The sequence below is a fragment of the Flagellimonas sp. genome (assembly GCF_965601775.1).
GTDB lineage: Bacteria > Bacteroidota > Bacteroidia > Flavobacteriales > Flavobacteriaceae > Flagellimonas.
This window is the reverse complement of sequence record NZ_OZ271837.1, coordinates 3,875,807-3,890,701: the sequence shown is the minus strand read 5'-3', so window position 1 is coordinate 3,890,701 and position 14,895 is coordinate 3,875,807. Positions and strand designations below refer to the sequence as shown.

12 protein-coding genes are annotated in these 14,895 nt (G+C 39.0%); 4 read left to right on the top strand and 8 right to left on the bottom strand.

Annotated elements, in window-relative coordinates:
- Positions 1-3 precede the first annotated feature (3 nt).
- Positions 4-387 carry a DoxX family protein gene (locus ACSLUF_RS17925; protein WP_435624038.1) on the top strand — a complete coding sequence of 128 codons (384 nt, stop codon included), beginning with the start codon at positions 4-6 and terminating at the stop codon, positions 385-387.
- A 46-nt stretch (positions 388-433) separates the two neighbouring features.
- Here ACSLUF_RS17925 and ACSLUF_RS17920 read toward each other — a convergent pair whose 3' ends face one another.
- The 6 genes from ACSLUF_RS17920 to ACSLUF_RS17895 form a co-directional block, all read right to left on the bottom strand.
- A complete protein-coding gene (locus tag ACSLUF_RS17920) occupies positions 434-940 on the bottom strand; it encodes an OmpH family outer membrane protein (RefSeq protein ID WP_435624037.1) in 507 nt (168 codons plus the stop codon).
- Between the two features lie 233 nt (positions 941-1,173).
- Positions 1,174-2,007 carry a class I SAM-dependent methyltransferase gene (locus tag ACSLUF_RS17915; protein WP_435624036.1) on the bottom strand — a complete coding sequence of 278 codons (834 nt, stop codon included), beginning with the start codon at positions 2,005-2,007 and terminating at the stop codon, positions 1,174-1,176.
- Positions 1,985-2,527, bottom strand: a complete 543-nt coding sequence (locus tag ACSLUF_RS17910; protein ID WP_435624035.1) for a hypothetical protein — start codon at positions 2,525-2,527, stop codon at positions 1,985-1,987. The genes ACSLUF_RS17915 and ACSLUF_RS17910 overlap by 23 nt, the downstream gene beginning before the upstream one ends.
- An 84-nt stretch (positions 2,528-2,611) precedes the next feature.
- The gene (gene mnmG, locus ACSLUF_RS17905) at positions 2,612-4,480 is read right to left on the bottom strand and encodes a tRNA uridine-5-carboxymethylaminomethyl(34) synthesis enzyme MnmG (protein ID WP_435624034.1); all 1,869 of its coding nucleotides are present in this window, start codon (positions 4,478-4,480) and stop codon (positions 2,612-2,614) included.
- 2 nt (positions 4,481-4,482) lie between these two features.
- A complete protein-coding gene (gene ybeY / locus ACSLUF_RS17900; RefSeq protein ID WP_435624033.1) occupies positions 4,483-4,902 on the bottom strand; it encodes an rRNA maturation RNase YbeY in 420 nt (139 codons plus the stop codon).
- Positions 4,895-8,293: a hypothetical protein gene (locus ACSLUF_RS17895; RefSeq protein WP_435624032.1), complete on the bottom strand. Its 3,399-nt coding sequence runs from the start codon at positions 8,291-8,293 to the stop codon at positions 4,895-4,897. Before ACSLUF_RS17895 ends, ybeY begins: the two co-directional genes overlap by 8 nt.
- A gap of 74 nt (positions 8,294-8,367) precedes the next feature.
- Between ACSLUF_RS17895 and ACSLUF_RS17890 the strand changes: the two genes are divergently transcribed.
- Together ACSLUF_RS17890 and gltX are read left to right on the top strand one after the other, a co-directional pair.
- The gene (locus ACSLUF_RS17890) at positions 8,368-9,429 is read left to right on the top strand and encodes an alkane 1-monooxygenase (RefSeq protein ID WP_435624031.1); all 1,062 of its coding nucleotides are present in this window, start codon (positions 8,368-8,370) and stop codon (positions 9,427-9,429) included.
- A gap of 33 nt (positions 9,430-9,462) precedes the next feature.
- Positions 9,463-10,965 (top strand): glutamate--tRNA ligase, encoded by a 1,503-nt coding sequence (gene gltX / locus ACSLUF_RS17885; protein ID WP_435624030.1) that lies wholly within the window; start codon positions 9,463-9,465, stop codon positions 10,963-10,965.
- Positions 10,966-10,969: 4 nt separating this feature from the next.
- Here gltX and ACSLUF_RS17880 read toward each other — a convergent pair whose 3' ends face one another.
- Positions 10,970-11,686 (bottom strand): hypothetical protein, encoded by a 717-nt coding sequence (locus ACSLUF_RS17880; protein WP_435624029.1) that lies wholly within the window; start codon positions 11,684-11,686, stop codon positions 10,970-10,972.
- 239 nt (positions 11,687-11,925) lie between these two features.
- Here ACSLUF_RS17880 and ACSLUF_RS17875 point away from each other — a divergent pair, with 239 nt between their 5' ends.
- A complete protein-coding gene (locus ACSLUF_RS17875; protein ID WP_435624028.1) occupies positions 11,926-12,861 on the top strand; it encodes an SPFH domain-containing protein in 936 nt (311 codons plus the stop codon).
- 198 nt (positions 12,862-13,059) lie between these two features.
- Here ACSLUF_RS17875 and ACSLUF_RS17870 read toward each other — a convergent pair whose 3' ends face one another.
- Positions 13,060-14,745, bottom strand: coding sequence for a glutamine--tRNA ligase/YqeY domain fusion protein (locus tag ACSLUF_RS17870; RefSeq protein ID WP_435624027.1), 1,686 nt, complete (start codon positions 14,743-14,745; stop codon positions 13,060-13,062).
- Positions 14,746-14,895 lie beyond the last annotated feature (150 nt).

Genomic DNA, 14,895 nt, shown 5'->3' with positions numbered 1-14,895 from the left:
TTTATGGAACATATCATAAAAATCCTATTGCTCATTTTCCTGGCCATAACCTTTATTCAAAGTGGATTGGATAAAATAGTGGACTGGAAAGGAAACCTAGGTTGGCTCAAAGGTCATTTTTCAAAAACTATTTTTAAGAATGTCGTTCCGTTGCTTGTGGGAATTATTCTTCTTTTGGAATGTATTTCTGGGGTCTTGGCCCTTGCGGGTGCAATACAGTTCGCGACTTTGGATTCTAGTTCCTTGGCGCTATATGCAGCTATTATTTCCTGTATTACCCTGTTGCTTTTATTGCTGGGTCAGCGTGTGGCCAAGGATTATGATGGGGCCAGAACCATTGTGATTTATTTTATTCCTGCCATTTTTCTTGTGTACCTATTGCAATAAAAAAGCCCATCAATGATGGGCTATAATGCTATTTTAAGAAGTGAATTTAATTCTTGTACTTATCATTTAGAATTTTCAATACTTCATCGGTAAGGTCTTGACCGTCTTTGCCATATAGAACACTTCCGCCATCACCACCTCCCAAAATGTATGTGAATCCATTAGCTTCACCATAAGCCTTGATTTCTCTTTTCACCTTGCTCACCAAAGAATCCATTTCGGTTTGGCTGGTTTTCTGGAGTTGTTGTTCTTCCTGCTGTAATTGGTTCCCAACAAATTGACCCCTTTGTTGCAATAAGGCGTATTCTTCCTGAGCGCTTTTTTGAGACATTTTTTGTGCCTTGGCCTGGAACTGTTGTAATTCCAATTGGAATGCTTGGGAGATACTATCTCTCTTTTTGGTCATGGCCTCCACCTTGGTTTTGAACTTTGCCTCAACATCTATCTTTTCTTGAAAGCCATCCATTAGTTTTACATTGTCCACGTAACCAATTTTGTTTTGTTGACAAGAAACAAGCAACAGGACCACTATGGGTAGAATAATTTTTTTCATCACTGTATTTTAACGATGGGCAAAAATAGAAAAGCTTTTCCAATGATTCCCATTAAGTTTTTGCGAATAGAATTCCATGAGGAGAATAAATAAGAAAAATCTATGGATTGCCTAGGATGAAATTAGAAATTACTATTGTATTGGCTCGTTTTTAGCTATAGCTGTGAGCCTTTCTTCCTTTGACAATGACAATATACTTGCGATAGTCTAAAAGTCGAATATGGGCTCTTATTTTACGTTTTTTCCTTTTCCAAAACATAAATCAATGAGGAGTACTCTTTTGTTCGGATTGCGTCAACATTGGACCATAATCCCTTAAAGAATGCGCTGAGGAGATAAAATGGGTTTCTCTTATATTTCTCAGAAAGCAGGGATACATAAAACGCATCGAAGCGCATGGGCATTATTGTTTTAATCTTCATTTGCTGTTCCTTAAAAAGCAATTCAATAGAACGCTTTGAAAAATGCCATAAATGTCTTGGGACATCATAAGCCGCCCAAAATTTGCCATAATGTTTAGCATCCCAGGAACGAAAATTAGGAACAGCCACAACCAAAATTCCGTCTTCATCCAGCAAGTATGAAATTTTCTCAATCTGATTCTTCAAATCTGGAAGGTGTTCCAAGACATGCCACAAAGTGATAACATCATATTTTGAACTTGAGATATGGTTCAGATTATGTTCCAAATCTATCCCTTTTTGCTTCGCCTTATCTCTAGCTTTATCACTTGGTTCCACTCCGGACACTTTGAAACCCTTTGTTCTGGCCAAATTCAGGAAATCCCCCGTTCCGGCCCCAATATCCAGTATGTTTTTGTTTTTATATCCTTGATTTTCAATAAGTTGTAGCTTATTGCTAAGATTCATTGCTTTGATTCGTTGATACAGTAAATCCACAAAAGACTTATTTGAATCCGTATGCGATATGTAGTTATCCCCTTCGTAAAAAGTTTCAAGATTCTCAGGTACCGGGTGAGTAATAAGCATATCCTTGGACTCATCCCACATTAAATCAAACTCTTGTTTGGAAAAAGAATAGTCTTTAGTTTTTAAATACAACTTCATTGTAGTTGTTAGTACGTAAATATTGATTTTTAAGCTCGGAAAGAAATTGTATTACCTCTTTCCTGTTTGAAGAATTTTCTAGTAAAACGTCATTTCCATATTCATCATACACTTCTATTGCAATATAAAAATTTCCTTTTCTTGACTCATGTATTTCTTCAAAAATGGGGTCCAGTTCTGCACTAGCCAGTAAAACATCGGCCATAACCGGAACAAGATTTAAGGTTTTGTTCGGGATTTCAACCTCATAAAATGAAAAACCATATTTAATATCATTAGTATGGAATGGCACATCTACATCCACTGAGTAATCTTCTAAACCAAACTTGATATTTATAAAATCGTAGAACTCATTAGCATCTTTTGGGTCCTCAAAAACGAACATCGTTTTCTTGGGAAGGTTTCTTTTGAACTTCTTTCCTTTTGCGATTTTATAATCTTTGATATTAGGGGCTATTCGCAATGGGACACACGATTGAAGCAAGAAGAACAAAAGAAAAAGGCTGATAAAGTTTTTCACTTGGCGTATTATTTGTTTCAAACCACAACAAAAATCAAACCAAAAAACCCAAAATTTTTTCCTGTTCCACGTGGAACATTTAAGTTATCGACCAAGAAATACTAAAAGCACACTGATGTCTGCGGGAGAAACTCCACTTATTCTGGAAGCTTGTGAAATATTTACCGGTCGAATCTCTTCCAATTTTTCCCTAGCCTCATAAGATAAAGACTTCAATTTTGAATAATCAAAGGAATCTGGAATCCTTACATTCTCGAGGCGATGCAGTTTATCAGCATTGTTCTTTTCCTTTTCAATATAGCCCGAGTACTTTACTTGAATTTCGGCTTGCTCCAAAACCTCTCTTTCCAAGTTTCTTTCCGACACGAAATTTGAAACCGACTCCAATTCTAGCATGTGGTCCATACTAACTTTTGGCCTTGAAAAGACTTTAAACAATTTATCTGACTGGCGTACTTGTGCCGAATCAATACGTTCGAGAATCGGATTAATCTCATCGGGATTAAAGCTCGTTTTCTTAAAAAAGTGGATAAACTCATTGGACTTTTCTTGCTTTTCCTCCATACGCTCCAATCTCTCCCTTGAAGCCAAGCCAAGGGCATAACCCTTTGGAGTCAGTCTAAGGTCGGCGTTATCCTGTCTCAACAATGTTCTATATTCAGCCCTTGAGGTAAACATACGATAAGGCTCCTCCGTGCCCTTAGTGATTAAATCATCAATTAAAACCCCAATATAAGCTTCGTCTCTTTTCAGTGTAAACGGTTCCTGTTCATTTATTTTAAGGTGCGCGTTAATGCCCGCCATCAGACCCTGTGAAGCTGCTTCTTCATATCCTGTTGTCCCGTTTATTTGTCCAGCAAAATATAGGTTGTCAACCAGTTTTGTTTCTAAGGTATGTTTCAATTGTGTTGGTGGGAAATAATCGTATTCAATGGCATATCCAGGCCTAAAAAACTTCACATTTTCAAAACCTTTTACGGATTTCAACGCTCTATATTGAACATCTTCTGGTAATGATGTAGAGAAACCATTGACATATACTTCTACTGTAATCCACCCCTCAGGTTCGACAAAAATCTGATGGGAATTTTTATCCGTAAAACGATGAATCTTATCTTCAATGGACGGGCAATATCGCGGTCCAATACTTTTAATTCTTCCATTAAACATCGGTGAACGGTCAAAACCTTCTCGAAGCAAATCATGAACCAATTCGCTGGTATGCGTCATATGACAGTCGCGTTGATTGTCGAGCACAGGTGTATCCAAATACGAGAACTTCTCAGGATTAGTGTCTCCCGGTTGTGGAATCATTTTACCATAATCCAAAGACCTGCCATCCACTCGTGGTGGTGTACCGGTTTTCATCCGTCCAGAATCAAACCCAAAATCAACAAGCTGTTCAGTTATTCCTGTAGCCGCTCTTTCGCCGGCTCTTCCTCCTCCAAATTGTTTCTCTCCAATATGAATCAGACCATTCAAGAAAGTTCCGTTTGTAAGAACTACCGCTTTAGCTCGAATATCAATTCCTAAAGATGTTCGCACCCCAACTACTTTGTTTCCCTCCACCAAAAGTCCCGAAACCATTTCCTGATAAAAATCCGCGTTTGGAGTTCCTTCCAAAATCAGCCTCCATTCCTCAGCAAAGCGCATTCTATCATTTTGGGCGCGAGGACTCCACATTGCCGGTCCTTTAGACTTATTTAGCATCTTAAACTGAATCGCCGACTTATCAGTTACAATCCCACTATAACCACCCAATGCATCGATTTCACGAACAATTTGGCCTTTTGCAATTCCACCCATAGCAGGGTTGCAAGACATCTGGCCTATTGTTTGGAGGTTCATAGTAACCAGCAAAGTTTTTGAGCCCATATTGGCTGCAGCAGCTGTCGCTTCCGCGCCAGCATGACCTCCACCTACGACTATTACATCATACTCCTTTTCAAACATAACTATTGTTCCACGTGGAACATTTTAATTTTTTCTTCCTCCTTTGCTCTCATGACACCTATCTCATTGTCCGATTTATCACCGTATCCAGCTAGATGTAAAATGCCATGACTCATGACCCGTAATAACTCTTCGTGTACACCTACATTATATTTCAGCGCATTCTCTTTTACCCGGTCAACAGAAATAAAAACATCTCCCGACATTACCTGTCCATCCGTATAATCAAAAGTTATAATGTCCGTATATGTATCATGGCCTAAGTACTCCTGATTTATGGCAAGTAACTTCTCATCATCACAAAAAATATAGTCTAATTTACCCACTTCGTAATTTTCTCCCTCAATAACTCTAGTTACCCAGTCGGAAAACTTCTCAATGTCCTGTAAATTAAAATCTGATTCAAAATGGAAATCAATCATTTCTGAAATATTCCTTAACTCTCTTATCGTATTGGCGGCGCAAAGGTAGTGCTTGTCTGTTTAATATTTCAATATCGTTAGAAGTCTTTATAAGCTGGTCAGGTTTGGTTATAATGGGATTCACATATTTGTTGTATTCTGTCTTACTCTCCCTTTCCTTTTGTTCCCCCTGTTTTAAAGCCGCGTTTTCAAGCTTCAACAATTGATGTTGAATCACGTTCACCTTTTGCTGTGTTCTCTTGGTAATACCGTTCTCAATTAAATCGTTTTCAAAGTCCTCCATCTGACGGATAAGTTTTTCCGCCAACTCTCTATCCGCCTCCTTAATAATATCATCCAACTGCTGCTCTAACTGCTGTCTAAGAAATGATTGCTGCTTATAAATTTCATAAATCTCATTGAAGCCCATCTCCTCACCGCCAGGCTGATTTTCCCCCTTCGCATTCCCATTTTCCAAGTCTTTTCCTTTTCCCTCACCATCCTTGCTCTCCTTGCTTTCTCCATCCTTCCCTTCCAAACCTTCGTTTGAATCTCCCTTTTTATCTTTCTTTTTATTTCCCTCCTGCCCTGAACTATTCACTTTTTCCTGTATGCCCTTCTGGCCTTGAATTATATCCGGCAATTGGAAACCTTCACCTCCCTGGCCTTGACCTTGTCCAGGTTGCATATTCTGTTGCATATTATCCAATATATTGGCCAAAAAATCCCCTAGAGAATTGGTAGCGTTTATTACATACTGTTGATAGGATGCTCCCTGAAAAACTTGATTCTCCGCCAAGCTTTCCAATGATTTATCAATGTTGTAATACACATCGGTTATTTGTTCATTTACAAACTCCGATAACTCCGCCCTGCGAAGTGAAAGTGCAAATAAACTATCATCCACATGTTCAAACAGCCCTCTTAGCCCTTTTTGATCCCGAACCATTTTACCATATTGAGAAACATCCACATCAGATTCTTCAACCCATTCAAAAAGTTGCTCCTGTTTGAACGAAAAGGTAACCAGGTTATCCAATATCTGCCTTAACATTTCGGCATCCTCTGTGTCCGAAGAACCGCCTCCGGCTGCAGCACTCTGCTGAAGGGATTTACCCAATTGCTCCATTTTCTGCGCCGCAGACTTTTGCTTTTTAGCAGCAGAATTTTGGTTCTTCTGACTTTCTTGGTCACTTGAAGATTCATCCTTTTTAAGTTCATCCAGAGCATCTTCTTGATCGTTCCTTATTGATTTCTCATCTTTCTTCGTATCCTTAAAAGACAACGGTTTTTTCAACTTCTGGTTATCCTCTTTCAATTCATCCAACTCATCACTAATCTTGTCAAAAGACTCATTCAATTTCTTTTGCTCATCAATTTGGTCTTCACTATTCTTATTCTTACTTTCCGTGGCTTCCTTGGCCAACTCACTTTGTTCATTAGCTAATTTCTCCAAATCTCTGCCTAATTGAGACGCCTTTTCCGTCACATAATACCTTTTTGTCAGCTCCAATAACTGTTCAAGATTCCTCGCATTGGACCCCTGCTTCTTAGAAAGCTCCTCCAACCGCTTCTTTAATTCTTCCTTCTCAATTTTATCGGCCAACTTGTTTAGCTCATCAAGTAATCTTTCATTCCGTTTCGCCTCTAATTCCTGCCTTCGCAACCTTTCTTGCAATAATCTCTTTAACTCATCATTCTCACTGTTCTTATCCAAACTTTGGTTCAGTTGCTTACTGAACTTCTCCATTAGTTGTTCTTGCTCCTTCTGCTTTTGAATAAAGTCCTTAATCTTTGTTTTTTCCTCAAAATTAAATGTGCCTCCTTCCTTCTGTCTCTCATTGATCTTAGAAAGGGTTTCTTGCTGTTCCCTATATCCCTTTAAAGACTCGTCAAACTTTCTTAATAAGTTATCCTGAACTTCTAACTCTTTGTTTATCAGTTCATTATCATTATAAACCTTTGTATTAAACACTTTACTCCTGGTTACTTTCCCCCCTCTTAGTCCATCATTATCAATTACTTCAAAGTATATCTTATACATACCTCCCTCTTCTACATCTATTCCCGAAGGGAACGTATAGTAAAACTGGTGGACGCTTCCAGTAAGGGATTCGAGTGACACTTTCTTTTTATTCTGCTCATTATCCCCACGATAATAAACAAGGCTCAATTTTGATAGCCCATAATCATCAGATAGTTGTCCCATATAAAACGACTGATTTGGATTTAGCGAATCCATAATCTGGTTAACCTCAATCTTTGGTGAAGCATCCTTAATTACATCAATGGAATAGCGCAAGGACTCGAAATCCTTTACATTTTCATTTGACGTGCTTATCACATAATCCCAGTTCTTTTCCAGAGTCTTGGACAATATGAACCTCTCTTCATCCGTATCAAAGAGTGCCGTATCTTGATATGAACTCATCCTTACTTCGTCAACAGATGTACCTCTGATTACCCATTCAACCCGAGTGCCTTCCGGTACAACCGCATTACCACTACCATCCACACTTTCTCCCGACTTGTTCAAATACCTTGGGTACTTTAAATTCATTTTGAAATCAACCAGAGTAGGTGTATTAATACTTTCAATTCTATAACTTCTGGACTTCCATCCATTTGCTTCTACATAAAACTCCGTGCTGATAAATGGAGGCTCCACAACATAAATAAAGCTGTTTCCTCTCCTTCTCATCAACAAGGTCTTGTCTCCGAAAACGATAGACGCATTCTCCGGTACGATATCTCCCTCAATCGCAAACTCAATAGTCAACGGTTCGTTGTCTAAAACTTGAAGATTTGTTGTCAGTAACTTAAACAGGAAAGGAGCGGGTCGTTCATAAGCCAAATCATAGTTTATCACCCTATCATGCGAATTTAGCAAGCTTCCGATATTACCCGATAGCCAAAACAGCGTTAGTATAGCAATAGGGGCTATTAAATATCTGGCGTATTTATAGCCATCTTTAAAGTCAATCGCGTCTTTAAAGGGTAGAGGTCTTAATGTCTTTGATCTTTGTTCTATGCTGGCTTGCAATAACTCCGACTTAGCGGGATTCTCTGCCAACTCCAATAGGTTAAACAACTTATCTTCAACCGTTGGAAAGTGAACACCTATTAATCTAGACGCTTCTTTATTGGTTAGTCCCTTCTTAATCCTAAGCAGATATGATGTTGGAATAATAATAAATCGATACAGCAAATACCCTTCCACAATAACGAAAATTATGAATAGGGTCAAACGCCAACTGCTGTCCAACCATAAAAACAGTTCAACCGATGTTATTGCCAGCCAAAAAAGAAATCCAAGAGCAATGAACAACAAGGCGCCTTGAACCAATTTTTTAGTATAATACTTCTTGCTAAAGCCCTCAAGCTTATCTAAAACCTCTTGATAACTGCCCAAAATACTTTATATTTATTACAAGATACCTGTTACCCATCAATTGTCTTTAGAATTTTTTGTTAAAAGGCCTCTCTATGAAAGATTTGAAGTATCTAGCCGCTTTCACCATTCCTATATCAGCAATAATTAGCCTTTATTTCAAAGGGTACTGGAGTTTCTTTACCCCCGTTTATACCTTCGCTATCATTCCTTTACTGGAAGTATTACTTCCTGTTGATTCATCGAATCTTTCTCCCGAAGAACGAGAAGAAAAGAAAAAAAGCCCTCTTTTCGATTGGTTGCTTTATTTGAATGTCCCCATAGTCTGCCTCTTTTCATTCTATGCCCTATATGACATTTCAACAAACACCTATCAGATTTTCGAAATTGTTGGGTTGATCTTTTCCATTGGAATTGTATTGGGGGTTAACGGCATCAATGTGGGACATGAACTGGGGCATAGGCAACATGCCTTTGAGCGGTATTTGGGGAAACTTCTTTTGCTGCCTTCCTTTTACATGCACTTTTACATTGAGCACAATTTTGGACATCATGCGAAAGCTGCCACTAAAGAAGACCCTGCCACTGCTTCTTACAATCAAAGCGTGTACTCCTTTTGGCTTACCTCTACCTTAGGGCAATATAAAAATGCGTGGCTCATTCAGAACAACCTTCTAAAAAAAGAGGGGCTTCCCTTCTTTAGCATTAAAAACGATATGCTGTGGTATAGCCTTTTTCAAATCTCATACTTGTTGATAGCTTTCTATTTCTTTGGCCTACTGGGGCTCATTTTTGCCTTAGCTTCAGGAATCGTCGGATTTCTCCTCCTTGAAACCGTAAACTATATTGAACACTACGGTTTAATGCGCAAGAAAATGCCTTCAGGGAGATATGAACGCGTTAGGGAATGTCACTCTTGGAACAGCAACCATGTTATTGGAAGAATTGTTTTGTACGAACTTACAAGACATAGTGACCATCATTACAAATCATCCAAAAAATATCAAATATTGGATTACCACGATATCTCTCCACAAATGCCTTTCGGTTACCCAACTTCCATGGTGCTCTCTCTAATGCCACCTCTTTGGTTTTACATCATGAACCCTAGGGTTCCGAAAGACATGAAACCCTCAAAATCCCTTTCTATAGCCTAGTGCTTTTCATACCTTTGGCAAAATTTTAAAGGCATGTCAAAAGTTAGGGTTCGCTTTGCCCCCAGTCCTACCGGTCCATTACATATTGGCGGGGTTAGGACAGCATTGTTCAATTACCTTTTTGCCAAAAAACATGAGGGTGATTTTATCTTGCGAATTGAAGATACCGATCAGAACCGTTATGTGGAAGGTGCAGAAGCTTACATTGTTGAGGCCCTGAACTGGTGTGGAATCCCTTTTGACGAAGGACCCGGTAAGGACAAGGGTTTTGGTCCCTATCGCCAAAGTGAGCGTAAACACCTTTATGAGCAATATGCCCTCGCGTTAATCGAAAAAGGTCATGCATATTATGCCTTCGATACTTCAGAAACTTTGGATTATCATAGAAAAGACCATGAAGCCAAAGGGAAAACTTTTATCTATAATTGGCACAACAGGGAAAAGCTTTCCAACTCTCTTTCTTTATCAAGTGCAGAAGTAAAGCAAAAAATTGACGCTGGAGAGCATTATGTCATTCGATTCAAATCGCCAAAAGACCAGAAACTGATATTGCAGGACGCCATTCGAGGAGAGATTACCATAGACACCAATATTTTGGATGATAAAATTCTATTTAAGAGTGATGGCATGCCCACCTACCATTTGGCCAATATTGTTGATGATCATTTAATGGAAATCACACATGTAATTCGTGGAGAGGAATGGCTTCCTTCTTTGGCACTTCACCAACTGCTCTATGACGCTTTTGAATGGAAAGCCCCTCAATTTGCACATTTACCCCTTATCATGAAACCGGTAGGAAAAGGCAAGCTAAGTAAGCGCGATGGGGAAAAAGGAGGATTTCCTGTTTTTCCATTGCAATGGAATGATGCGACGGGCTATAGAGAAAGTGGATACTTTCCAGAAACCGTGGTCAACTTTCTAGCTTTGTTGGGGTGGAATCCTGGTACAGAAAAGGAACTATTCTCTTTGGAGGAGCTAATTGAATCTTTTAGTTTGGAGCGCATAAATAAGTCGGGGGCACGATTTGACCCTGAAAAGACGAAATGGTTCAATCACCAGTATTTACAGCAAAAGTCCAACTCTGAGCTCGCTACACTTTTCATAAAGGTGGAGGGTGACAATCACGCAGAAGTTAAGGATAGCGACCCTGACTACACCCAAAAAGTAGTTTCATTGATAAAGGAGCGTGCCCATTTCGTTTCTGAATTCTGGGAACTGTGCAGTTTTTTCTTTGTGCCTCCTTCGGAATACAATGAGAAAGCGTTTAAAAAGCAATTTAAGCCCGATACTCCTGTCATTTTGCAAGACGTGTCAGAGCAAATTGCTTCGGTTGAGAATTTCACATCGGCTAACATTGAAAGCACCATTAAAGATTGGATTGCCCAAAAAGAACTTTCATTTGGAAAAGTCATGGGGCCTTTACGATTAAGTCTTGTGGGTGACTTAAAAGGACCTCATCTCTTCGATATTATTGAAATGATTGGAAAAGAAGATACTTTGGCGCGAATTGAAAGAGCCATTTCAAAATCTTAGCACTTTAAAACTGAATTACCGCTTTTAGAAAGGTCTGAACTGCTTCTGAAGAACCTATTGGAACCCTTAACAATCTAACCAATACCAAAAGAAGCCCAATGAGTGTTGCTTGGTGTCTAAACTTTCCAAATTTAAAGGCAAACAATAAAAACAGGGGAATATATATCAATTCCGCTGACAAAACGACAAGTATCGGTTTCAGCTTTTCTGGAGGCAAAATACTTCTCCAAAAAACGATTAAGCCTCTTCCTACGGCGGGCATCATCATATAGAAGGCGCTGGCAATCAACCACCATGCATGTTCGGCTAAATTCTTTCTACGCAAAATTCCCTGCACGATTGCATAGGTAAATGCAACCATCAAAACAAATTCAACCACTAAAGTGCCATAATAGAAAAAAGGAGGAGGCCCTGGTCGGTCAGGAGTCCAATCCTTTACCAGTTTTAAAGGAATATCCAATAGGCTGAATCCTGTGAAAATGGCTCCACCAGCAATCAAAAAACCAATTATCCCTAACGTCCTATGCTTATCCAGTTTGCCTCGGGTAGCCAAATAGGGTTGGATTATTAGAAAAATATACCAAAAAGTAACCAACCAAAAATGGATGTGAATTTCCCAAGTCTCTGTGGTAAAACTGCTGAAATAGAATTTAAAAATGCTTACTTGAACAAGTAGCAAAACACCTATCATCCATAAATGAAGTTTTGAATAGCGTTCCATGGTTTTGGTTGGTATTGGTTTGTATAAGATTTATAAGATAGTACTTTCCATCCTACTTTTTCATTAGAATGTATGTCCGGTTTAAAACCATGTAGCAATGGATTCCTTTAAAAGGGTGCTGAAAGAATATCAATCCTATTCCCCGTTCTATTAAACCCTGTAACAATTTTGTCAAATTCCCTACCAATCCAATACGGAGTTTTGTAATTTCCTACAATCAACACTTAAAAATTATATCTATGGGCAATTTCCTATTAATACCTATTATTTTTTTCGGACTTATCATTCTATTTGCTTCCTTCTTTGTTGTTAAACAACAAACGGCTGTTGTCGTTGAGCGGTTTGGAAAATTCCAAAGCATCAGAAATTCAGGATTGCAAATGAAAATTCCGCTTGTTGACCGCATTGCTGGTCGATTAAGTCTTAAAATTCAACAATTGGATGTAATTGTTGAAACGAAAACCTTGGATGATGTGTTTGTGAAGCTTAAGGTTTCCGTTCAATACGTGGTCATCAGAGAAAAGGTTTATGATGCCTTTTACAAGCTAGAATATCCCCATGACCAAATCACTTCTTTTGTTTTTGATGTGGTCCGCGCTGAAGTTCCTAAAATGAAATTAGACGATGTCTTCGTTAAAAAAGATGATATCGCCATTGCGGTAAAAAGAGAGCTTCAAGAATACATGTCGGAATATGGTTATGACATCATCAAAACCTTGGTTACCGACATTGACCCCGATGCCCAAGTTAAAGCGGCCATGAACCGAATCAATGCTTCGGAGCGTGAAAAAATAGCTGCACAATTTGAAGGGGATGCTGCTAGAATCCTTATAGTAGAAAAAGCAAAGGCCGAAGCAGAAAGTAAAAGGTTGCAAGGTCAGGGTATCGCCGACCAACGTCGAGAGATTGCCAGAGGTTTGGAAGAATCTGTTGAGGTCTTGAACAAGGTGGGTATAAATTCGCAAGAAGCCTCTGCCTTAATTGTGGTCACCCAACATTACGACACCTTACAAGCAATTGGTGAGGAAACCAATTCAAATCTCATTCTATTACCTAACTCACCACAGGCAGGAAGTGATATGCTAAACAATATGGTTGCCTCATTTACCGCTAGTAATCAGATTGGCGAAGCCATGAAAAAACAGAATAACAAAAACAAAAACGCGGACAATTAACATTGGCGCAATTTCATTAAAAAGAAAAACCCTGCACGACAGGGTTTTTTTATTTTAAGCCTATTTAATCCACAAATAAGGAGGGTTATAGGCTTTCATATGTTGAAACTGAATACTCTTTGGAAAAACCCTTAAAATAGTGCGGTTTAGATAGTCATTTTCTATAATACTTGATTTGCACTATTGCTTTTCTCTATTCTAAGATTTTTGCTCAATTTTCGCCCAAGTGTCCCTAAGAGTAACGGTTCTGTTAAACACCAAATTCTCAGAAGTAGAATCCAAATCCACATTAAAATATCCCAATCGCTGAAACTGAAATCTGTCTCCAGGTTTTGCATTTTTCAAACTTGGTTCCAAATAGCCTGTTACCTTTTCTAAAGAATCTGGATTTACAAAATCCATAAAATCCTTGTCCTTATGTCCATCCGGTGTCGCATCAGTAAATAATCTATCGTATAAGCGAACCTCGGCTTCAAAAGCATGTGAAATTGAAACCCAATGTAATGTCCCCTTAACTTTTCTCAGGCTTTCTTCTGTTCCACTACCACTTTTACTTTTTGGGTCATACGTGCATTGAACTTCGATTACATTCCCATCTTCATCTTTGGTGCAGCTTTCCGCCTTAATAATGTATCCATTCTTCAAGCGAACCTCTCCTCCCAATTTTAATCTGAAAAACTTACGATTGGCTTGTTCGCGAAAATCCTCTTTTTCTATATACAGTTCTCGAGAAAATGGCACTTTACGGGTTCCTGCTTTCTCATCCTCCGGATTGTTCTCGGCCTCCAGCCATTCTTCTTTTCCCTCTTCGTAATTTGTTATGACAATCTTAAGTGGATTCAAAACCGCCATCACGCGAGGGGCAATTTTGTTCAAATGCTCCCTAACATGAAATTCCAACAAAGAAACATCAACCACATTATCTCTTTTCGCGATTCCAATAGTGTCTGCAAAATTTCTTATGGATTCAGGTGTATATCCCCTCCTTCTCAAACCAGAGATGGTAGGCATTCTTGGGTCGTCCCACCCCGAAACGACATTCCCTTCAACCAATTGTAGCAGCTTTCTCTTGCTTACAACGGTATGACTTAAGTTTCGTCTTGCAAATTCACGTTGTTTGGGTCTGAGCTTCCCTTTTGATACCAATTGGTCCAAAAACCAATCATAAAGCTCTCTATGTGGTAAAAATTCTAGTGTACATAGGGAGTGTGACACTTGTTCTATATAATCACTTTCCCCGTGGGTCCAATCATACATCGGATAAATACACCAATCGGTATTCGTTCTATGGTGCGCTTTATGAAGGACACGATACATCACTGGGTCTCTCATAAGCATATTGGGTGAAGCCATGTCGATTTTTGCTCTAAGAACGTGTTCTCCTTCCCCATACTTTCCATTCTTCATATCCTCAAAAAGCTTAAGGTTTTCCTCAACTGAACGGTTTCTGTAGGGGCTATTTTCGCCAGGTTCGGTAGGTGTTCCCTTCTGAGCGGCTATCTCATCCGACGTTTGACTGTCTACATACGCCATTCCGGACTTAATCAGTTCAACCGCCCAATCATATAATTCCTGAAAATAATCAGAAGCGTAACGTTCTGAATCCCAATCAAATCCAAGCCATTTTATATCCTCCTTTATGGCGTCCACATATTCCTTTTCCTCTTTAGCGGGATTAGTGTCATCGAACCTCAAATTGACTGGGGCATCATATCTCAAACCTAGTCCAAAATTGAGACAAATTGAACTGGCATGACCAATATGCAAGTACCCATTTGGCTCAGGTGGAAACCTAAAACGCAAGTCATCTTTGGAGTAATTTGCCTTTAAATCATCCTCAATGATATGCTCAATAAAATTCAGCGACTTTTCCTCTTCGGCCATAATCTCTAATTGAAGCGCAAATGTAGCAAAAACAGTTACTTCAGGCTATTTTAAGTGTCAAGAGTATACAAAGAAGGCCATTTCACAACAGTTTTGGGATAGCCCACAACAATATCTTTCCATTCCACCCGATAAAAATCATATTTGTTA

Excerpts from the sequence above, each read along its gene's own strand:
- ACSLUF_RS17925 (WP_435624038.1), top strand. The coding sequence starts at position 4 with ATGGAACATATCATAAAAATCCTATTGCTCATTTTCCTGGCCATAACC.
- ACSLUF_RS17920 (WP_435624037.1), bottom strand. The coding sequence starts at position 940 with ATGAAAAAAATTATTCTACCCATAGTGGTCCTGTTGCTTGTTTCTTGT.
- ACSLUF_RS17915 (WP_435624036.1), bottom strand. The coding sequence starts at position 2,007 with ATGAAGTTGTATTTAAAAACTAAAGACTATTCTTTTTCCAAACAAGAG.
- mnmG (WP_435624034.1), bottom strand. The coding sequence starts at position 4,480 with ATGTTTGAAAAGGAGTATGATGTAATAGTCGTAGGTGGAGGTCATGCT.
- ybeY (WP_435624033.1), bottom strand. The coding sequence starts at position 4,902 with ATGATTGATTTCCATTTTGAATCAGATTTTAATTTACAGGACATTGAG.
- ACSLUF_RS17890 (WP_435624031.1), top strand. The coding sequence starts at position 8,368 with ATGAAAGATTTGAAGTATCTAGCCGCTTTCACCATTCCTATATCAGCA.
- gltX (WP_435624030.1), top strand. The coding sequence starts at position 9,463 with ATGTCAAAAGTTAGGGTTCGCTTTGCCCCCAGTCCTACCGGTCCATTA.
- ACSLUF_RS17880 (WP_435624029.1), bottom strand. The coding sequence starts at position 11,686 with ATGGAACGCTATTCAAAACTTCATTTATGGATGATAGGTGTTTTGCTA.
- ACSLUF_RS17875 (WP_435624028.1), top strand. The coding sequence starts at position 11,926 with ATGGGCAATTTCCTATTAATACCTATTATTTTTTTCGGACTTATCATT.
- ACSLUF_RS17870 (WP_435624027.1), bottom strand. The coding sequence starts at position 14,745 with ATGGCCGAAGAGGAAAAGTCGCTGAATTTTATTGAGCATATCATTGAG.